Genomic DNA, 18811 nt, shown 5'->3' with positions numbered 1-18811 from the left:
GGCGGGCTATCCGTCGCGGCCGACGGGTGACGCCGCTGGCGGCCCGGAGGCCGGCGACCGTGACGGGCAGCGCATCGTTCGCGAGCGGCCTCTCGACCACGTGGGCACCCGCGGCGTGGATGCGCCGTCGGGTCGCCTGGAGCGGGATGAGCGGTGGTGGGGCCGATCGGATCGCGGGCTTGGATGTCTCGCGGCCCGGTGCGCAGCTCCGGGCCTTCCACCCCTAGCCTGAGAGGCGCGCGACAGGGCCGGGCCGGACATGGCCGCCGGGGCCTGTCCCTCGCGGAAGCCATGCGTTCGGTCGGTCCGACGCCGATGCCGTGCAGGCTGCACCGGCGCGTTTGCCTCGGCCTGCCTCCAACCCGCGTCACGCCATGCCGGCCAGCACAGACCAGCGCACGAGTTCCTGCAGGTTCGAAGCCTGCGTCTTGCTCATGAGCTTAGCCCGGTAGATCTCGACGGTGCGCGGGCTGATCTCGAGCGCGCGCCCGATCTCCTTGCTGCCGCCGCCATCGATCAGGCGGTCCAGCACCTGCCGCTCGCGCGGGCTCAGGGTGCCGACCCGGCGCACGAACTCACGCAGCGTCGGATCGGCCGCTCGCGCGTCTCCGCTGTCCAGCGCGGTGCGCAGCGCCCGGAGCAGGGCCTCGTCGTCGAACGGCTTCTCGATGAAGTCGCAGGCCCCGGATTTCATCGCTTCCACGGCCAGCGGCACGTCCCCGTGCCCGGTCATCATCACCACTGGCAGCGTCTGACCCACCTCCCGCAAGCGACGCAGCAGCGCCAAGCCGTCGATCCCGGGCATGCGGAGGTCGGTCAGGATGCAGCCCGCGATCGGCTTCGGGAGCCGGCCAAGCAGGTCGGCGCCGTCTTCGTAGAGTCGCGCCTCAAACCCGGCCGTGCCGAGGAGAAATGCGAGCGCGTCCCGCATGGCCGGGTCGTCATCCACCACGTGCACGAGGTCAGCCGTCATGGCGCAGGTCTCCTGCGGGCAGGGCCGGCAGCGTCGACCGCCCGGTTGCCCCGCCGGTCCCGTCGCGCTCGGCCCCTAAGCGGACGCCCCGCGCCTCGATGCTGCGGATCGAGGGCCCGACGCCCATACGGCTCCACTCGGGGAGGACGGAGGGCCTGCACAGCCGGTCCGCCACCGGCACGAAGACCGCCAAGCAGCCAGCGTGGTCAACGGATCACCTGGGGCGCCGACGAGGCGCGTGCAAGTCGGTCGGACCCTCCGGCGGCCGGTCGGAATGCCCGGCGACCGGATGCAGACGCCGACCCCGCCGCTGGTCTGTATGGGGCCGTGATGGCCGGCGCATCGTCGCGGTCGCGAAAGGTGCTCGCCCATGGGAAGAGCGTCGGTCCTCGTTCACCCACCTGGATGACCGATCCCATGCAGTCCTGCCACGGCCATTGTCGCGAGCGGCCCGTGAGGCCAGCGCGCCGGGGTCGGAATCCGTTCTCTCTGAAGCGGTTCTCCGATACGGCCTGGCATCCTGCCGTCCCGCCTGCGCAGCACCGTCAGCGATCCGGAGCGTGAACGGCCGTCGGCCTCCGCCCGCCCTTGAGGTGGATCAAGGTCGCTCCCGCGAAACGCGGCGAACTTCAGGGGCAGGAACCGGAGGGGCCCATGTCCAAGCTCACCTCATCCCCACTCGCAGGGATCCGCGACGTCCTGGTCGGCACCGCCCTCGAGAGCGAATGCGAGGACGCTTCGTCCGCCATCGGGTACGGCCTGACGCTGGCGAAGGCTGCGCGCGCCCACCTCACCGTGCAGTCGGCCTCCTGGCGCCTCTCGGGCGACGATGCGTGGCTCGGCGCCTTCGACTGCGAGGGCGTCGCCGTCGTCGACGACCGCCTCGACGTGCTCGCGCGCTCGATCGCGGAGAGCGCGGCGGGAGACGCGGCGCAGGCCGGCGTGATCTGCACGACGGAAGCGGCGAGCCTACCCTACCCGGACCTGGTGGCCCGGCTCGCCGACAGGGCACGGCTGCACGACCTGACGGTCCTGGACATCGGCCCGCGAACCCACGACCTCGACCGCGAGATGATCGAGATGGCACTCTTCGAGAGCGGTCGCCCGGTCATCGCCGTCCCGCGGGGACACGACGCCTTCGCCGCGCGGCGGATCGTGGTCGCCTGGGACGGGAGCGCTCAGGCGGCCCGGGCCGCCAACGACGCGCTGCCGTTCCTGCGCTCGGCCGAGGCGGTCGAGATCGTCGCCGTCGCCGACGAAGCGGAGATCCGCGCCGCGGTGCCCGGAGCCGAGTTCGCGCGCCATCTCGCCCGGCACGGGGTGACCGTCTGCGTGAACGACCTGCCGACGGGCGAGAGCGTCGCCGCCACCCTGCGCGCCGAGGCCGCGCTGTTCCGGGCCGACATGATCGTGATGGGAGCCTACCGGCACTCTCCCATTCGCGAATTCGTCCTCGGCGGTGTCACACGCTCCTTCCTGCGGGGCAGCCCGGCCCCGCTGTTTCTCGCCCACTGAGCCCGGGAGGCCGACGATGCGTAAGGACGACCCCATCCGAGACGGTCCGGCCAGCCCCGCCGCGCGGGCGCGGCAGCCCGCGCGACGGCGCGGCCGACCCAGGACGGCGGATCCCGCGGGCCAGGCGGCCCGGCCCGAGGCGCGGGCTCCGAACCGGCCGGAATGGCCCGATCCTCTGAACGACGAGGAGCTTCGCGCCCTGGAGGCCGGCTGGGGTTTCGTCGAGTGATGGGCCGGGGTTCGCCGTCATGGCCGGCTCCGCGCGAACTCCTCGATGGCCTGGATCAGGCGGCGCAGGTCGGCCGGCCGCGGCGGGGCGGCGCTTCGTTCGGCCAGGATCCCGATCAGCCCGTCGACGAACAGAGCGCCGCCGCAATAGGCCAGCGTCCAATCCGGAAACCGGCGCCGCTGGATGTCGGCGTACAGCAGCACCTGGATTCCGGCATGGCGCCGGTCACGCCGGATGCTGTCCATCAGCGCGTCCAACGCTGTGCGCGGTCCTTCCAGGATCTGCGCGAACCGGTCGCGCGATGCGACGAGCGCACCCGTGACCCGGAGCCCGGCGTTCCGGGCCCGCGACGCCTCGACGATGTCGCGGATGTCGGCATCGGTCGCCGACCTCCGGCTCACGTACAGAAGGGACGCGTCCATGGGCTCACCTCCTCGGGGCCGCCGGAACCCCGCAGCCCGTCACCGTCTCGGCGCCACGACGCCGATGGGAAGTCGGCGGCTTTCCCGGCCGGCCCGTGCGGGCCGCGTTGCGCGTCTCCCGCTCCGGGGCGTCGCAGAGGCGGCACACCAGGATGACCGGAGACGGCCCTTCGGGTGGCACCCCGAACGGCGACCGAGGCCCGCGACGAGCAGTTCGTGGTCGGGTGTGCTTCCCGAAATCGACGGACATGAGGATGTTCGCGCTGCCCATGGCCGCCTCCGTCGCTCCGATGTTCGACGCCGACGCGAGGAGCCTGCCCTCGGGCGCCTCGTCGCCCTTGACCCAACGCAAGCCCGTGGCCGTGCCGGCCGGCTTCATGCGGGGCGCAATGCGTCCTGCGCCCTCGGCGCCTTACGGGTCCGGGGGCTGCCGAGGGCGCGCATGGCGTTGAGAATCACGGCGACGTCGATGGCCTCCTGCAGCAGGGCGCCCTGCAGAGGGGAGAGGTAGCCCAGCGCCGCCGCGACCATGGCGGCCAGCGACAGCCCGAGCCCGACCACCACGCTCTGGAGCGCGATGGCACGCGTGCGCCTCGCAATGCGGATGGCCTCGGCCAGCGGCGCGAGGCTGTCGACGAGCAGGACCACGTCAGCGGCCTCGGCCGCAGCGGCCGCGCCTCGGGCGCCGAGCGCCACGCCGAGGTCGGCGGTCGCCAGCGCCGGGGCATCGTTGACCCCGTCGCCGACCATCATCACGGGGCCGTTCCGCCGCTCGACGGCGACGGTGGCGGTCTTCGCGGCGGGGTCGAGGTCGGCCGCGACGGCATCGATCGGCAGGCCGGCGACGAGGGTCTCCGCGATGCTGCGCCGGTCGCCGGTCGCGAGCACCACCCGTTCGATACCGCAGGCGCGCAAGTCCGACAGCGCCTGGCCGCCGTCGGTTCGCAGATGGTCGGCGAAGCGCAGGACGCAGGCGGGTTCGCCGTCGATGGCGACCAATACCGTCGCCGCCGCGGCGACGCCTTGGCCACTGTCCGCTTGCGGGAAGCGGACGTCGTGCAGTCCCATCAGGCGAGGACCGCCGACGAGGGTTTGTCGCCCGTCGACCCCGCCGCTCACGCCCTCGCCGGGGAACTCTTTGATGGTGCTGGGTTGCGACAGCGTCAGGCCGCGCCGGCGCGCCTCCTCGACCAGCGCACGCGCGATCGGGTGGCCGGAGGCTTGGTCGAGGGACGCGGCCAGCCTCAGCGCCTCGGTCTCCCCGAAGGCGCCGAGGACCAGCACCGAAGACAATCGGGCGCTGCCGCGCGTCAGGGTGCCGGTCTTGTCGATCACCAGGACGCGGACCTTGGTCAGCATCTCCAGGGCGCCCCCGCCCTTGATGAGGATGCCGCCGCCGGCCGCGCGCGAGAGGCCGGAGACGATGGCGACGGGAACGGCCAGTATCAGCGGGCAGGGCGTGGCGACGACCAGCACGGCCAGAGCCCGCCCAGGGTCGCCGGTTGCGGCCCAGGCGGCTCCTGCCAGCAGGAGTGTGAGGCCCAGGAAGGCGAGGCCGTATCGGTCGGCCATCCGCGCCATCGGCGCCTTGCTGGCCCGGGCTGCCTCGACGAGCCGGACGATGCCCGCATAGGTGCTCTCGGCGGCCCGGTGCTCGACCCGCAGCGAGAGCGGAGAGCCGAGGTTCAGCGAACCGCTGAGCGCGGGCTCGCCCGCCTCGATGACGACGGGCAGCGACTCGCCGGTGAGACTCGACAGGTCGAGCACGGCACGTCCCGCGATGACCCGGCCGTCGACCGGCAGGACGTCGCCGACCCGCACTAGGATGCGGTCCCCGGGAACGAGGGCTGCGAGGGGCACCTCCGTCAACGCACCGGCCTCGTCGCGCAGAGCCGTGCGGGGCTGGCGGGCAAGGAGCGCGGTCATCGCGCGGCCGGCACGGCCGGCGGCGTAGGCTTCGAGGGCTTGGCCGCCGGAATACATCAATGCGATGACGGCGGCGGCCAGGGACTGCGACAGGGCGAGGGCCCCGCCCATCGCGAGCAGGGCGACGAGGTCGAGGCCGACATCGCCGCGCGCCAAGCGCGTCACGACCTGAATCGCGAGGACGGCGAGGACCGCCAGGGTCGCGAGCGTCCAGGCAAGGGCGGCGAGGTCCGTCCGTTCGAGGGCCTGCGCCGCCAAGCCCGCGCACAGGCCGGCCAGCGGCACCACGACGACCCAGGCCCGCGGCAACCCGCCGGTTGTCTCCGGACCCGCCTCGGTCGAAGCCACGGACGCCGTCGTCATGGAGGTCGATTCCGATCGTTGTGCGCCACCGAGGTGCGCCCATCCCGCCTCCGGGGCCTTGCGATACGTCAAGGCGCGGCCGCGTCGTCTGCGAAGAGTGGTGCGAGCAGACCGCCCGGATCCCGCCCATGCCACGCCCATCCTCGCCCCCGCTCGCGGGCATTCGCGACATCCTGGTGGGGCTCACGGTGGAGGGCCGCGGCGCCGAGGCGGCGGCCTGCCTCGGCTACGGCCTGACGCTGGCGCGGGACGCGGGTGCCCACCTCACCGTGCAATCCTCCGCGCTCCGCCTGATGACCATCGGCCTGCCGCTGTGCCGGTTCGCCGACGCGATCATCTCCAAGGAGAACGGCCGCTTGGCGGCGCTCGCTCGGAACGCCGCAGAGAGGGCGGCGAGCGAGGCGGCCGGGACAGGCGTCACCTGCACGACCGAGGCGCCGTCCCTCATGCATCACGAACGTGTCGCCCAGCTCGCGGCGCGGGCCCGCCTGCACGACCTAACAATCCTCGAGGCCGAGCCGTTCGCGACCATGCCGGACCGCGAGCTGATGGAGGGCGTGCTCTTCGGGAGCGGGCGCCCGATCCTCGTCGTGCCGGCGGGGTGGGACGCCTTCCGGGCGCGCCGGATCGTCGTCGCCTGGGACGGCGGCCCGCAGGCGGCGCGGGCCGCCAACGACGCGATGCCGTTCCTGCGCTCGGCGGCGGCGGTCGCTCTGGTCTGCGTCGCGGGGGCCGAGCAGCCGTCCTCGGCGCTGCCCGGCTCGGAATTCGCTCCGCATCTCGCCCGCCACGGGGTCGCCGTCACGCTGGACGACCGCCCGCTAGAGGGCGATGTCGCCGAGACGCTGCGCCGGGCGGCCAAGCACTTTGCCGCCGACCTGATCGTGATGGGCGCCTACCGGCATTCGCGCCTGCGCGAGTGGTTCCTGGGCGGAACGACGCAAGCGTTGCTGGCCCGGAGCACCGTCCCCCTGTTCCTGGCCCATTGACGGGCGACCGAACGCATCCGTCCATCGTGGGTGACCGGTCCGAGCCGCGTCGAGGGTCCGCCCTTCCGGGGCGGACACCCCGAAACCGACGGCCCGCGACCGGCCGGAACCGGTGGGTGATCGCCTGCCCGTTCGGGCGCGGTGCCGGACAGCGGATGCCGGCCGGCGCCGGCCCACGTCTCCGGGACGAGGGCGAGCGGCGCGGCGGCCGGGATAGAGCATCGTCGGCAGCCCGGACATCCCACCGTGACAGGTCGGGCGACAGAGCGTTGGGTGTAATCCCTTTCCGTTCGCGCCGCCGGCCACGGTTTGTGAATAATGGCCCGAAGAAACGGCGCATCGGTTGGGTCGTGCGATGATTCGTGCCGGGGGCGCGGACGGTGTCGCTCGGGCATCGGCGCCTGTGCGCAGGGCTTCGGCCAGACCGCCGGCTATGCGCCGGCCAGGGCCGCGCCGATTCTCGTCATCTCGGCAGCAGAACGTGACGAACAGACCTGCTCAGGAAAGGATCTTCCACCGGAGAGGCGCCATGTCGGTATCTGTCATCATGTCGACCTACAACAGGGAGAAGTACATCGAAGAGGCAGTCGAGAGCGTTCTGCTGCAATCGCACGCGGATTTCGAGCTCATCATCGTTGACGACGCGTCGAGCGACGCGACGCCCGGTATCCTCGACCGGATCGCGTGCCGCGACGCGCGGGTCCGGGTCGTCCACCGGCCGGAGAACAAAGGCCCGGCAGCCGGACGGAACCTGGCACTGTCCCTGGCACGCAACGAACTCGTCGCCTGCACGGACGACGACGACATCATGCTGCCGGACAGGCTCGCGCTGCAATTCGGGTTCATGCGCGACCATCCCGAGGTCAGCGTGGTCACCTCGGCCGCCTATATCATCGACGCAAACGGCCAGACGATTGGGGTTAGCATACCGCGGGTGGACAGCGAGAGAGGCCGCCAGGAACGCGATCCGTCCCTGTTTCTGGAAGTGATTAACCCGACCGTGATGTACCGGAAAAGCCATATCCTCTCCGCTGGGGGATACCGCGATGTCCTGCTCGAGGATCGCGACCTGTGGGGCCGGGTCGTCACGTCGGGCTACCGGATTTCGGTCTATCCCGAATTCGTCATGAAGCACCGGCGCCATAGCAGCCTGATGACGTCGAATCTGCAAAACATGTTCGAGTATGCGGAATACATCGATTTCAATATCCTGCGGCGGATGCAGGGCCAGCGCGAGGTCTCCCTGGAGGAGTTCCGAGCCGTCATGGCCGCGCAGCCGACGATCCAGCGCCTCTCGCGACAGAGAAAGGTTCGCGCCGGGATCGCGTTTCGAAAATCGACCTTGTACTACAGCAAGCGCCATTGGGCGCCCTTTCTGTGCCATCTCGCGACCGCCATCACGCTCGATCCGGCGTATTACACGAGACGGATCTTGAGAAAGCGCGCCGGTGTCTGACGTGCCCGGTACGCGGATCGGACCGAGAGTGAGGAGGGTCACGGGGCTGCCGCACCGGGTTGCGATAGCGCTGGCTTGCCTGCTCGGCTCGGCCGGCGCCTCCGAATTCGAGGGCGGTCCCAACGCGGACGGGCGTCCGCCCTGCCCGGCGAACGCCATCCGGATCGCGCCCGGCGCCTCGATCCAGGATGCGGCGACGCGGGCCGGGCCCGGTGCCAGCTTCTGCCTCGGGGCCGGCATCCACCGCGGGCAACTCGTGCGGCCCCTCAACGGACAATCGTTCGTCGGTGAGCGCGGCGCGGTTCTCGACGGATCGCGCCGCATCACGGACTTCTCGCGCATCGGTCGCTTCTGGGTCGCGGGCGGCCAGCCCGCGCCGCTCCAGGTCACGGGCGACTGCCTCGTCGGCCGCCCCTGCACCCGGCGCGCCGGATTGTTCGTCGACGGGGAGCCGCTGCGGCAGGTCGCGACACCGGCCGAGATGGGGCCCGACACGTTCCTGTTCGACCCGCTCGCCGGCACCCTGTCGCTGGCCCGGGATCCGACAGGTCACGTCGTCGAGACGGCGCGGATGGCGGTCGCGTTCACCGGCACCGCCGAGAACGTGCGGATCGGCGGCCTCACCGTCGAGAAGTATAACAGCCTGCCGCAAAACGGGGTGATCCAGGGCGCGGCCGGGCGCAACTGGCAGGTCACGCATTGCGAGGTGCGCTACAACAGCGGCGGCGGCGTGGTCGTCAGCCCGGGGGGCGGGACCCTCTCGCACAGCGATATCCATCACAACGGCCAGCTCGGCGTCGGCGGGACCGGGGCTGACTTCTCGATCAGCGACAATCGGATCTGGGCCAACAACACCCACGGCTACAATCCCGACTGGGAGGCAGGCGGCGTGAAGCTCGCGCTCGCCCGCAACGTGGTGATGCGCGCCAACCACGTCTACGAGAACGGCGGGTCGGGCCTCTGGTGCGACATCGATTGCAACCGGATCCTGTTCGACGGCAACGTCGTCGAACGCAACACGCATTCGGGCATCGCCTTCGAGATCTCCCGCGGGGCGACGATCCGCAACAACGTCCTGCGCCGGAACGGCACCGGCCCGCGCAGCTGGATCTGGGGCGCGGAGATCACCGTGGCCGCCTCGGCGGAGGCCGAGGTCCTCGGCAACGACATCACGGTCGCGCCCGACGGCCACGGGATCATCCTGGTCGATCAGGGCCGGCCGACCGCGCGGGGCGACGGCTACTACGCGACCCGCGACAACACCGTGCACGACAACACGACGACCTTCGACGCCGGCGGGCGGGCGGGCGGCACGTCGGATGTCCCGCCGGGCAAGCCGATGGCGGGTATCATCCAGTCGGGCGGCAACCGCTTCGACCGCAACACCTACGTCTATCGGCCGGGTCACGAGCCCCGGTTCCTGTGGGGGCCGGAGATGTCGTTCGATGCCTTCCGGCAGGCCGGCCAGGAGGCGGACGGACGCCTCGTGCGGAGCGACCCCGGCACGAAGGCGGGCCCGTAGGCCGATGGCCGGCGCAGGCGGGGCACCGTCAGCGTCCCGCCCCCCATCGGCGCCGCGAACGCCCGTGCGGCTGGCGCAGGCCGGGGTCGAGCGCCGCCCGCCTCCCCAAGGGTGTCGGTCCGAAGGGCGTTATCCTTCGCCCAGGATCACGGCGTTCCTTCGGGAGCCGCTTCGGCCGCTCGACATCGGTCCGGCACGTCCAGATCGAGCAGCGCCGAGGCGAGGCCCTTGCCGTGTGCGTCGAGCGCCAGCGAGCGGGTGACCCCGCCGCCGAGGGCGCCCTGCATCACGAAGTTCAGCGCTCCGATCCTGGGCAGCGCGTAGCGGACGACCGGACCGGTGACGATCCCGCGGAAATGCGCCTGCACCAGCTCGGGCGTGACGTGCGCTGCAAGGTGCGCGTAATCCGCCCTGTCGTAGGCGATCAGCGAGATGTTCGACGTGTTGCCCTTGTCCCCGGTGCGGGAATGGGCGAGCGCGCGCAACTTCATGGTCCGGTCCCTCGCTCTCAGGCTTCGACGAACTGCACGCGCGGCCGGGCGAGCTCGGCCGGAACCAGGACCGATTGCACGGCCACCACCTCGCGGGCCGACTTCCAGGCGCCCCCGCCGCCGGCAGGCCCGTTGGTGTAGAGGGTCTCGACCTCGTTGCCGATCCGCACCGCCTCGGCCAGGGTGTCGGTCCGACCGGCCACGCGCAGCCGGACCTCGTAGGGCTCCGGCCCAGCCGACAGCGCCTCGCCATGCAGCGCATCGAGGCCGATCAGGTCGCAGCGCAATTCGGTCGTCGCCACGCCGGTGAGGACGAGGCGCTCGCGCACCACCTCCCGGGCAAGCCGGGCGCGGGCCAGAGCGCCGGGGCCGGCGTAGGAGATCTGCCCCTCGCCGATATAGGAATCCACGTACCCGACCGAGACCTTCAGGAGGCCCGTCGCCGGCGAGCCCGTCGCACCGGTTGCCCGCACGCGATCCGGACCGACCTGTTCCATCTCGACCTCGGAGAAGTCCCCGACCACGTCCGGCTGAATGTAGCGGGCCGGATCGTGCACCTCGTAGAGCATCTGCTCCTTGCAGGTGGCGAGACTGACCCGGCCGCCCGAACCGTCGACCTTGGTGATCTCGACCGTGCCGTCCTCCGCCACGATGCCGATCGGGAAGCCGAGGCGCGCGAGACCCGGAACATCCTTGAGGCCCGGATCGGCGAAATAGCCTCCGGTGATCTGGCCGGCGCATTCGAGCAGGTGGCCCGCGAGCGTACCGCAGCCCAGGCGCTGCCAATCGTCCATCGCCCAGCCGAATTCGTGCACCAGGGGGGCGAGGAAGAGGGCCGGATCGCCGACGCGTCCGGTGATGATCACCTCGGCCCCGGCGGCGAGCGCGGAGACGATCGGGGCGGCGCCCAGATAGGCGTTGGCCGAGACGATGCGGTTCCCGAGGCCGGCGACCGGCTCTCCGCTCTCCTCCAGGGTGAAGTCGCCGGCCCGGACCGCGTCGAGGAGATCGTCGCCGGTCACCGCGGCGATCCGCAGGCCGGTCAGACCGAGATCCCGCGCCAATCGCCCGGTCTTCTGCGCTGCGGCGAGCGGATTGGCCGCGCCCATGTTGGTGACGATGCGGATGCCGCGCGCCCGGCACGGCGTGAGCACCGCGCGCATGCGCGCCTCCAAGAGCGGGTCGTAGCCGCCCTCGGGATCGCGAAGCTTCGCCTGCTGCGCCAGAGCGATGGTGCGCTCGGCGAGGCACTCGAAGACGAGATAGTCGATCGCGCCCCGCTCGGCGAGTTCGACGGCGGGCTCGATGCGATCGCCGGCATAGCCTGCGCCGGCGCCGAGGCGGACGGTTCTCATGGATCGGGCTCCGCTGTCAGAGAGGGAAGACCCCGAGGACGACGCAGGCGAAGGTCATCACCACCGAGGCCGCGAGCAGGAACGGGAAGGTGAACTTCTGGTGGTCCGCGAGATCGATGCCGGTCAGGCCGCAGACCAGGAAGGTGGCGGGCGTCAGCGGGCTCACGGGGAAGCCGGTCGTCATCTGGCCGAGCAGCGCGCCCTGCGCGACCTGCACCGGCGGCACGCCGAGCTGGTGGGCGACCTCCGACACGACGGGCAGGACGCCGAAGTAGAACGAGTCCGGATCGAACAGCATCGACAGGGGCATCGACACCAGGCCCAGCGCGAACGGGATGTGGCGTCCCATCTCCGGCGGCACGAAGGTCACGGCGGTCTGCGCCATCGCCTTGAGCATGCCGGTCCCCTGCATGATCCCGGTGAACACGCCGGCCGCCAGGAGGATCGAGGCCATCAGGATCGCGGCCTTCGCGTGGGCGTCGATGCGTTGCCTCTGGGCGTCGACCTGCGGGTAGTTGAGGATCAGCGCCAGCGCGGTGCCGAGCATGAACATCAGAGCCGGCGGCACCTTCTCGGCCATGAACACCATCGTGCCGAGGACGGCGGCCGTCAGGACGATGTTGATCCAGAACCGCCCCGGACGGCGCAAGGCCCGCTCCGCATCGCTCAAGGTGCGGGCGGCCGCGCCCGGCGCGGGGGCGGTCCCCGCCCCGGCGGGGCGAGGCGCGAGCGCGAGACGGCGCTCCTCGCGAAGCCCGAGCCAGTACGAGGCCGCGAAGATGAAGGCGAGGCCGACCAGCTGCACCGGCACCAGCGGGGAGAAGATCTCGGGAATCGGCAGTTTGAGGGCGGCGGAAGCCCGGATCATCGGCCCGGTCCAGGGCAGGAAATTGACACCCGCCGCCATGGAGGCGGCGCAGGCCAGGATGCGCCGGTCGATCCCGACCCGGTCGTAGAGCGGCAGCATCGCCGGGATCGTGATCAGGAAGGTCACCGCGCCCGAGCCGTCGAGATGGATCAACAGGGCCAGCAGCGTGGTGCCGGGCACGATGCGGGTCGGGCGCGTGCCGACCGTGGCCAGGATGCGGTCGATGATCGGATCGAGCATCCCCGCATCGCTGACGATGCCGAAGAACAGGATCGCGAACACGAACATGCCCACGACGCCGGCGAGGTTCTGCAATCCGGTGAGGACGAACTTGCCCGTGTCGAGGCCGAACCCGCCGACCAGCGCGGCCGCGACCGGGATGACGATCAGCGCCACGAGCGGGGACATGCGCTTGGTCAGGATGACGGCGAGCAGCAGCACGATCGTGCACAGGCCGAGCAGAGCCAGCATGCAATCCTCCCGGTGAGCTGAGGCGCGTTGCGTCGTGCCTTCGGCCGCAGGAAAGGGCGAACGCAATCATCAGGCAATTGAAAAGATCGGATCGCAGCGATAGCCAGATATTATGGATCTCAACCTGCGCCATGTGCGAGCCTTCGTGGCGGTCGTCCAAGCCGGAAGCTTCACCCGCGCCGCCGCTCTGTTGAACCTGTCGCAGCCGGCGCTCACGGTGCAGATCCAGCGTCTGGAGGAGACGCTCGACGCACGGCTGCTCGACCGCACCAGCCGCACGCTCGCGCCGACGCGGCTCGGCCGCGAGTTGCTGCCGGTGTTCCAACGGGTCCTGCGCGACCTCGACGCGGTGGTGATCGATACCCGCGGCCTCGCGGCCCGCCGCCACGGCGTCGTGCGCGTCGCCACCCTGCCGTCCTTCGCGGCGAGCGCGCTGGCCGAGGCGATCGCGCTCTTCCGCAGAGACCATCCGCGCGTGACCTTCGTCATCAAGGACGCGATCGCCCAGCGAGTGCTCGATCTCGTGCGGAGCGAGGAGGTCGATCTGGGCATCGTCGGCGGCGACGTCCGCGATCCGGATCTCAGCGTCCTGCATCGAACGAGCGATGCCCTGCACGTCGTCTATCCCCGCGACCATCCGGTCGGCGCGCTGTCGAGGGTCACGATCCAGGTGCTCGCCGAGTATCCGCTGATCCTGATGGATCCGGCCACGAGTGTGCGGGCAGCGGTCGATCTGGCCTTCGTCGGCGCGGGGCGCCTGCCGACGATCGCCTGCGAGGCGACCTACATGATGACGGCAATCGGTATGGTTCGGGCCGGGCTGGGCCTCACGATCCTGCCGGGCTCGGCGCGCGAGATCCAGGCCGAGCCCGCCCTTCGGTCACGCCCGATCGACGATCCGCAATGCGTGCGACCGGTGTGCCTGATCAAGAAGGCCGGTCGGACGATGCCCATCGCGGCCGAGACGTTCTGCGGCTTGCTGACGAGTCTGGGCGTGTGTCCGGAGCCCGAGGCACCGCCCCGATAGGCGGAGAGACGCGTCATTCGCCCGGTCGCCCGGGCGCCCGGCAGGCTGCCGCCGCGATCATCGGGCAACGCGCCCTCGCGTCCGGGCGGGCGGTGGGAGGTCGCCCCGCTCGAGCGCATGCAGGACGTCGATGCCCGCGAGCCCGTGACCCGCACGGGCGATGGTCCGCGGATCGGCCCACTCGACCGTTCTCCGGCGTGAGGGGGGCTGCGTCTCCGGGTTCGCGGCGGCGGCCATCCCGGGACCTCATGAAATGAGCGGGTGTTCGGCCGGCTGCGCAGCGCGCGTCGATCCCGGGCCGGGCGCCGTACTTCATGTCGATCATGACTATGGAGACGCGGCGTCGATCTCCCATGGGCCAGGAACGACCGGCCGGATGGAGCCGGATCAGGGCGTGACGGCGTCCTGCGCCGCCTGGAGCAGTTCCTTCACCAGATCCTCGTCATCGACGGCCCGCGCCAGGACGACGGCCCCGACGAGAGTGGCCATCGTCGCCAGGGCCCGCCGGCGCCGGCGCTCCTTCGACGCCTTCGGCGTGAGTTCGGCGAGGAGATGGGCCAGCCGTTCCACACCGTGCGTGAACCGTGCCCGGACGAGGCTGCCCGACGCTTCGCGGGAGACGTCGTTGGCCAAAGCCGCCAGGGGACAGCCCTTCCCCGGCGTCTTCACATGCCCGGTCGACAGGTAGTTGGAGACCACGGTGTCCGTGGTCCCGCGGTAATCCTCCGCGAGCGCCGCGTCGAACGCCTCCGCCGCCAGAGCATCCTTGTTGGCGAACTGGCCGTAGAAGCCGCCATGGGTCAGTCCGGCGGCGCCCATGATGTCGACCACCCCGACGCCGTGGAGACCGCGCTCACGGAACAGAGCCGCGGCGACCTCGACCACGCGTTGCCGATTGATCCGGGCCTGCTCCTGCGAAACTCTCGGCATTGCTCGCTCCCTGGGCCGTCCTCGGACCAATATAGATGCATGGTGTCATCTTAAGAAGGCCGCGGATGCCGGTCTGGACCGGGCGCGGACATTGAGCCGCCATGCGCGCGCAGAGTGGGAGGAACAGGCCTTCCGCGGCGCGCTGGCCAAGGATCCCGGATGCGCGATCGCCGATCGGGGGACCGCCGCGCTGATGACGAACACTGCGCTGGCCGGCGTCGGCGCCCGGCCCGCCGACGCGGCCAAGGCGCAAGCGGCGCTCGATCACGCCCGCACGGTCGGTGCGTCCACATCGCAGCGCGCCAGCGACGACAGGGTCTATGCGGATCTGCAGCTGGCACGCGACGGGGCCGCCGAAGCCGCGATCGACCGTGCCATGGCGGTGGACATGCCGACGCCGCGCGCGCCCGTCGGTTCCTATGCGCGGAGCGCGATGCCCGCCCGCTCCGCCGTGGAGCGCGGGGACCGGCGCTCCGCCGCTTCGAAACCGTCGATGGAGACCGCGAAACCTCTGACACGCACCTTGCCCCTGGCCTTCAGACGTCCGTGTCGAGAACGGCGATCACCGCGTCGAGCTGGTCGAATTGCTCGCTCCACGCGCCCGTGCTTCCGGAGGCCACGGCGTCATCGAGCGTCTCTTTCGAGGGATAGAGCTCCCGCACGGCGACCCGTGTCGCCCGGCCCCTCGCTTCGAAGGTCACGGTGGTGACAGGCCCGTCCGCGCCGCTCTCCTCATTGGTCCAGACGAGGCGGGAGCGTGGCGTCACCGCGAGGTAGCGACCGAAGAACGCCATGGACCGCTCCGAGGAGGGATGGCCCATCACCAGCCGGTACGTGCCCCCCGTACGGATATCGGCCTCGAAGGAGATCACGGACATGCCGAACGATCGGGGCGCCCACCATCGCCGGAACAGGTCGGGCCGGGTCCAGGCCTCGAACACGGCGTGCACCGGGCCGTCGACGGTTCGCGTGACGACGAGTTCCCGATCGGAGGTCCGCTCCAGGATCGTGCGGGCCTGCCCGGTGAGGCGATCGCTCGGTTCGTCCGCGTGCATTTCGGTGTTCCCTGCGCGTCGATGCCCGGACGATCCGACGCGTCGAGACGACGGGTCGAACGCCGGCAGCCTGCCTCCATCCACCCTGTCTCGTGCGCCGGTCGCCCGTCCGCGTCGTGCCGGCGCCCGTCGCTCCTGGCGAACGCCGCCAGCGAGCGGGGACGCGATCAACGATCCTACGTGTCGAGATCCGCTCCGCGCGCGGCGGCCTCGATCCGGGCGATGTCGATCTTGCGCATGGTCATCATCGCCTCGAATGCCCGCCGGGCCGCGGCGCGGTCGGGATTGCTGTTGGCGACCAGGAGGGCGCGCGGCGTGATCTGCCAGGAGAAGCCCCAGCGGTCCGTGCACCAGCCGCACCGGCTCTCCGCCCCGCCGCTGCCCACGATGGCGTCCCAGTAACGATCGGTCTCCGCCTGATCCTCGGTCAGCACCATGAAGCTGACCGCCGGCGTGGCCTTGAAGGCGGGCCCGCCGTTCAGGCCGACGAAGGGGCGGCCCAGCACGGTGAAGGCCACGGTGAGTTCCGTGTCCGCGGGTCCGCCCGGGTATTCCGACGGGGCGTTCATGGGCGCTCCGACATGGCTGTCCGGAAAGGTCCTGGCATAGAATTCCGCGGCTTCGCGGGCTTGGCCATGCTCGAACCAAAGGCAGGTCGTCAGCTTATCGCTCGTCATCGCGTGGCTCCCGTCAGGACGTCAGGCGTGGGCCGGCAAGGCCAAGCCCGTTGCCCGCCGGGTCCGCGATCTTGGCCGAGTGGCTGCCGCCGGGGATCGGATCGGGCCCCTGGAGCACCGTGCCGCCTCTCTCGCGAACGCGCGCGAGCGCGGCATCGATATCGGCGACGTGGACGTACCAGTTCCACCCGGCCGGCGCGCCGGTGGCCGCGCTCGACATCACCGCCCCGGGGCGCAGGTCGCCCCGGCCGAGGAAGGCGTACTCGCCCATCCCGCCCATCGGCATGGCCCCGAGCTTCTCCCAGCCGAACAGCGCCCCGTAGAACGCGACGGCAGCCTCGGGATCGGGGGTTGCGAGCTCGATCCAGACGCCGTGCCCGAGGGTCCGCTCCGTCCCGAGGGGCACCGGCCCGAAGGCCGGACTCGCGCCGGGGCTTTCCGGGCTCATCAGGGCGAAGACCACATCCTGCGGATCGCTGACCATCGCGAAGCGGCCGACATGGGGGATGTCGACCGGTCCGAACCGGATCCGGCCGCCGAGATCGACCACCTGGGACGCCGTGGCGTCGACGTCGCGGGTCGCGAGATAGACGGCCCAGCCGGGGAAGCCGGGCGCTTCGGGCATCGCGCGCCGGATGCCGGCCACAGGCGTCCCGTCAGCCTCCGCGATCCGGTAGCCGCCATGCTCCGCCATCGGCGACGGCGCGACGCGCCAGCCGGCGACCGCCTCGTAGAAGGCTTGCGCCGCGTCCTGGTCGGCCGCGTTCAACTCGAACCAGATGGGTTTACCCTCGGCAATCGGCATATGGCGCGTTCCTCCGTGAGAGCCGGCGGCTCGGCCCCGTCGCGGCCCCCTGCGACCCGGCTTTGCCCAGGCTCGCATCCTCGGTTATACAAAGCAACCATGCAGTCAGAAAAAATAACTGTGGATGCCGCCGTGCCGAGAGAGCGTCGCTACGACGACGCCTGCGGGACGGCCCTGGCCCTCGAATTCATCGGCGAGCGCTGGTCGCTGCTGATCATGCGCGAACTCGTCTATGGCGCCCGACGCTTCGGCGAGATCCGGGCCAACCTTCCGGGTATCAGCGCCAACGTGCTGACGCAGCGTCTGGAGAGCCTGGAGGTGGCGGGGATCGTCCTGCGCTACCGCTTGCCGTCACCGGCCAACGTGCAGGTCTACGACCTGACGGAATGGGGTCGCGATGCCGCCCCGATGATGCGCGACCTGGGGCGTTGGGCGGCCCGCTCGCCGCGCCACGATCCGCGCCTGTTCATGTCGGCCGCGTCGGCCATGATGTCGCTTGAGGCCCTGATCGATCGCGACCGCGCCGCGGCGCTGTCCGTGTCGGTCGCCTTTCGCTTCCCCGGCGAGGACTTCATCGCGACGGTGTCGCGCGGTGCGATCACCGTGCGACGGGGCACGATCGAGGCACCCGATCTCGCCTTCGCCGGCGATACGATGGCGATGCGCCGCACGATCTACGGCAAGGCGCCGCTCACCCGAGACGGAGCGGGGGGCACGCTCACGTTCGAGGGCGAGGCCGATCTGGCGCGGTCCTTCATCGACGTGTTCGCCCTCCCGGCCAAGACGGCGTGAGGCGCATCCTTCGTCTCGAGTCGGAGGCCGGTTCGTCGAAAGACGGCGCATCGCCCCGAAGCCCGACAGACGCCGACCGGATGCAGTCGGGTCGGATGCGGCCCTAATCCCAGAGCCCGGAACCGTTGTTGCCGATCACCTTCTTCGTCCCACTCGGATCATAGCGGGTCAGCACGCCCTCGAAATCGTCGATGTTTCCGCTCCGGGTGAACGGAAGGCGCGCATACATCTCATAGCCCGCACTGACGTACTGCTCGACGTTCGCGGCAACGACGAACGTCCCTGCGGCCTTCGCGAGGGACGAGCAGAAATGCGGTCCATTGGCTTTGTAGGTCTTATACTGCGTGCCGCCCACCAAGCATGCCACGACCCAGATGCATCCGATGCTCTTGGCTTTCAGTGCGCCGAACAAGCCTACATTGCCCTGATCGATGCCCGTTCCCATGCCGATATACGCCGGGTATCCATGGCAATTCAGCACGACGTTGCTGAGGCGCATCTCGGGCGACCGGTCGACCGCGTAAGCGATCCACTCGACGACGGCCGGTACCGGGAGAGTCTTCGGCACTTCCCAGGTCGCCCACATCTTGTAGCGGTAGCCAGGAACGTCGGCAGCGTGCAGGGCAAGTGACGGCTGCTTCAGATCGATCATCGACGTGCGCCCTTTGCCGAAACCGAATCGATTTTCAACGCATCCTGGAAATGTGCCGAACTGGCTTCGATTGACAATAGTCAGGTCTCGAACGTTGACTTGGTGCCGCCGTGTCGTCGCCGGAAACAGAGTCGGATCGAGACCGCGCACTGATCCGCCGGTGATGCCGGAGATCGGCCGCGCTGCGGCCGGTGCGGAAGCGGATAGAGGGATTTTGGCCGAGACCGGTCGTTCGACCGACGGCGATGCTCACGGGCGGGCTGCCGGGGGGCAAGGCCATCCTATCGATCCGC

Annotated in this window: 18 protein-coding genes; 7 read left to right on the top strand and 11 right to left on the bottom strand. The window is 70.6% G+C overall.

Going from position 1 to position 18811, the window contains the following annotated elements; genetic code table 11:
* Window positions 1-367: 367 nt before the first annotated feature.
* Window positions 368-973, bottom strand: a complete 606-nt coding sequence (fixJ, locus tag ACS5RC_RS18545) for a response regulator FixJ (protein ID WP_478345370.1) — start codon at window positions 971-973, stop codon at window positions 368-370.
* A gap of 654 nt (window positions 974-1627) precedes the next feature.
* On the opposite strand from fixJ, the gene ACS5RC_RS18540 reads away from it, so the two are divergent.
* Entirely contained in the window at window positions 1628-2488 is an 861-nt protein-coding gene (locus ACS5RC_RS18540; RefSeq protein WP_478345369.1) for a universal stress protein, read from the top strand.
* A 16-nt stretch (window positions 2489-2504) separates the two neighbouring features.
* Window positions 2505-2717, top strand: coding sequence for a hypothetical protein (locus tag ACS5RC_RS18535; protein ID WP_478345368.1), 213 nt, complete (start codon window positions 2505-2507; stop codon window positions 2715-2717).
* A gap of 17 nt (window positions 2718-2734) precedes the next feature.
* Here the strand turns inward: ACS5RC_RS18535 and ACS5RC_RS18530 are convergent, their stop codons facing one another.
* Window positions 2735-3139, bottom strand: coding sequence for a BLUF domain-containing protein (locus tag ACS5RC_RS18530; protein WP_478345367.1), 405 nt, complete (start codon window positions 3137-3139; stop codon window positions 2735-2737).
* Window positions 3140-3514: 375 nt separating this feature from the next.
* Window positions 3515-5428, bottom strand: coding sequence for a heavy metal translocating P-type ATPase (locus ACS5RC_RS18525; RefSeq protein ID WP_478345366.1), 1914 nt, complete (start codon window positions 5426-5428; stop codon window positions 3515-3517).
* Between the two features lie 128 nt (window positions 5429-5556).
* On the opposite strand from ACS5RC_RS18525, the gene ACS5RC_RS18520 reads away from it, so the two are divergent.
* The 3 genes from ACS5RC_RS18520 to ACS5RC_RS18510 all read left to right on the top strand — a co-directional run bounded on the left by ACS5RC_RS18520 (window position 5557) and on the right by ACS5RC_RS18510 (window position 9395).
* Window positions 5557-6417 (top strand): universal stress protein, encoded by an 861-nt coding sequence (locus ACS5RC_RS18520; protein WP_478345365.1) that lies wholly within the window; start codon window positions 5557-5559, stop codon window positions 6415-6417.
* 547 nt (window positions 6418-6964) lie between these two features.
* Window positions 6965-7873 carry a glycosyltransferase family 2 protein gene (locus tag ACS5RC_RS18515; protein WP_478345364.1) on the top strand — a complete coding sequence of 303 codons (909 nt, stop codon included), beginning with the start codon at window positions 6965-6967 and terminating at the stop codon, window positions 7871-7873.
* Between the two features lie 28 nt (window positions 7874-7901).
* A complete protein-coding gene (locus tag ACS5RC_RS18510; protein ID WP_478345363.1) occupies window positions 7902-9395 on the top strand; it encodes a right-handed parallel beta-helix repeat-containing protein in 1494 nt (497 codons plus the stop codon).
* 146 nt (window positions 9396-9541) lie between these two features.
* Here ACS5RC_RS18510 and ACS5RC_RS18505 read toward each other — a convergent pair whose 3' ends face one another.
* From ACS5RC_RS18505 to ACS5RC_RS18495, 3 genes are read right to left on the bottom strand one after another with little or no spacing between them, the layout of a single operon-like run.
* On the bottom strand, window positions 9542-9886 hold the full coding sequence (locus ACS5RC_RS18505) for an AtuA-related protein (protein WP_478345362.1): 345 nt from the start codon (window positions 9884-9886) through the stop codon (window positions 9542-9544).
* Window positions 9887-9903: 17 nt separating this feature from the next.
* Window positions 9904-11241, bottom strand: coding sequence for an acyclic terpene utilization AtuA family protein (locus ACS5RC_RS18500; protein WP_478345361.1), 1338 nt, complete (start codon window positions 11239-11241; stop codon window positions 9904-9906).
* Window positions 11242-11257: 16 nt separating this feature from the next.
* Window positions 11258-12580 carry a CitMHS family transporter gene (locus ACS5RC_RS18495; RefSeq protein WP_478345360.1) on the bottom strand — a complete coding sequence of 441 codons (1323 nt, stop codon included), beginning with the start codon at window positions 12578-12580 and terminating at the stop codon, window positions 11258-11260.
* A 112-nt stretch (window positions 12581-12692) separates the two neighbouring features.
* Here ACS5RC_RS18495 and ACS5RC_RS18490 point away from each other — a divergent pair, with 112 nt between their 5' ends.
* A complete protein-coding gene (locus ACS5RC_RS18490) occupies window positions 12693-13607 on the top strand; it encodes a LysR family transcriptional regulator (protein WP_478345359.1) in 915 nt (304 codons plus the stop codon).
* A gap of 387 nt (window positions 13608-13994) precedes the next feature.
* Here the strand turns inward: ACS5RC_RS18490 and ACS5RC_RS18485 are convergent, their stop codons facing one another.
* The 4 genes from ACS5RC_RS18485 to ACS5RC_RS18470 form a co-directional block, all read right to left on the bottom strand.
* The gene (locus ACS5RC_RS18485) at window positions 13995-14537 is read right to left on the bottom strand and encodes a TetR family transcriptional regulator (protein ID WP_478345358.1); all 543 of its coding nucleotides are present in this window, start codon (window positions 14535-14537) and stop codon (window positions 13995-13997) included.
* Between the two features lie 536 nt (window positions 14538-15073).
* The gene (locus tag ACS5RC_RS18480) at window positions 15074-15592 is read right to left on the bottom strand and encodes an SRPBCC domain-containing protein (protein WP_478345357.1); all 519 of its coding nucleotides are present in this window, start codon (window positions 15590-15592) and stop codon (window positions 15074-15076) included.
* A gap of 176 nt (window positions 15593-15768) precedes the next feature.
* Complete coding sequence (locus ACS5RC_RS18475) at window positions 15769-16269, bottom strand: VOC family protein (protein WP_478345356.1); 501 nt, start codon at window positions 16267-16269, stop codon at window positions 15769-15771.
* 13 nt (window positions 16270-16282) lie between these two features.
* Window positions 16283-17074, bottom strand: coding sequence for a VOC family protein (locus ACS5RC_RS18470; protein WP_478345355.1), 792 nt, complete (start codon window positions 17072-17074; stop codon window positions 16283-16285).
* A gap of 132 nt (window positions 17075-17206) precedes the next feature.
* Here ACS5RC_RS18470 and ACS5RC_RS18465 point away from each other — a divergent pair, with 132 nt between their 5' ends.
* Window positions 17207-17866, top strand: a complete 660-nt coding sequence (locus tag ACS5RC_RS18465) for a winged helix-turn-helix transcriptional regulator (protein WP_478345354.1) — start codon at window positions 17207-17209, stop codon at window positions 17864-17866.
* 103 nt (window positions 17867-17969) lie between these two features.
* Here ACS5RC_RS18465 and ACS5RC_RS18460 read toward each other — a convergent pair whose 3' ends face one another.
* Window positions 17970-18668, bottom strand: a complete 699-nt coding sequence (locus ACS5RC_RS18460; RefSeq protein ID WP_478345353.1) for a hypothetical protein — start codon at window positions 18666-18668, stop codon at window positions 17970-17972.
* Between the last annotated feature and the right edge of the window lie 143 nt (window positions 18669-18811).

The organism is Methylobacterium sp. HJ2, from assembly GCF_056431005.1.
The sequence above is the reverse complement of the archived record's forward strand: the minus strand, read 5'-3'. Positions and strand labels throughout refer to the sequence as shown.

What these genes read in the sequence shown, in the direction of transcription:
- ACS5RC_RS18505 (WP_478345362.1), bottom strand. Translation starts at nt 9,886, where the DNA reads ATGAAGTTGCGCGCGCTCGCCCATTCCCGCACCGGGGACAAGGGCAAC.
- ACS5RC_RS18500 (WP_478345361.1), bottom strand. Translation starts at nt 11,241, where the DNA reads ATGAGAACCGTCCGCCTCGGCGCCGGCGCAGGCTATGCCGGCGATCGC.
- fixJ (WP_478345370.1), bottom strand. Translation starts at nt 973, where the DNA reads ATGACGGCTGACCTCGTGCACGTGGTGGATGACGACCCGGCCATGCGG.
- ACS5RC_RS18490 (WP_478345359.1), top strand. Translation starts at nt 12,693, where the DNA reads ATGGATCTCAACCTGCGCCATGTGCGAGCCTTCGTGGCGGTCGTCCAA.
- ACS5RC_RS18495 (WP_478345360.1), bottom strand. Translation starts at nt 12,580, where the DNA reads ATGCTGGCTCTGCTCGGCCTGTGCACGATCGTGCTGCTGCTCGCCGTC.
- ACS5RC_RS18515 (WP_478345364.1), top strand. Translation starts at nt 6,965, where the DNA reads ATGTCGACCTACAACAGGGAGAAGTACATCGAAGAGGCAGTCGAGAGC.
- ACS5RC_RS18525 (WP_478345366.1), bottom strand. Translation starts at nt 5,428, where the DNA reads ATGACGACGGCGTCCGTGGCTTCGACCGAGGCGGGTCCGGAGACAACC.
- ACS5RC_RS18470 (WP_478345355.1), bottom strand. Translation starts at nt 17,074, where the DNA reads ATGCCGATTGCCGAGGGTAAACCCATCTGGTTCGAGTTGAACGCGGCC.
- ACS5RC_RS18535 (WP_478345368.1), top strand. Translation starts at nt 2,505, where the DNA reads ATGCGTAAGGACGACCCCATCCGAGACGGTCCGGCCAGCCCCGCCGCG.
- ACS5RC_RS18520 (WP_478345365.1), top strand. Translation starts at nt 5,557, where the DNA reads ATGCCACGCCCATCCTCGCCCCCGCTCGCGGGCATTCGCGACATCCTG.
- ACS5RC_RS18475 (WP_478345356.1), bottom strand. Translation starts at nt 16,269, where the DNA reads ATGACGAGCGATAAGCTGACGACCTGCCTTTGGTTCGAGCATGGCCAA.
- ACS5RC_RS18480 (WP_478345357.1), bottom strand. Translation starts at nt 15,592, where the DNA reads ATGCACGCGGACGAACCGAGCGATCGCCTCACCGGGCAGGCCCGCACG.
- ACS5RC_RS18540 (WP_478345369.1), top strand. Translation starts at nt 1,628, where the DNA reads ATGTCCAAGCTCACCTCATCCCCACTCGCAGGGATCCGCGACGTCCTG.
- ACS5RC_RS18530 (WP_478345367.1), bottom strand. Translation starts at nt 3,139, where the DNA reads ATGGACGCGTCCCTTCTGTACGTGAGCCGGAGGTCGGCGACCGATGCC.
- ACS5RC_RS18485 (WP_478345358.1), bottom strand. Translation starts at nt 14,537, where the DNA reads ATGCCGAGAGTTTCGCAGGAGCAGGCCCGGATCAATCGGCAACGCGTG.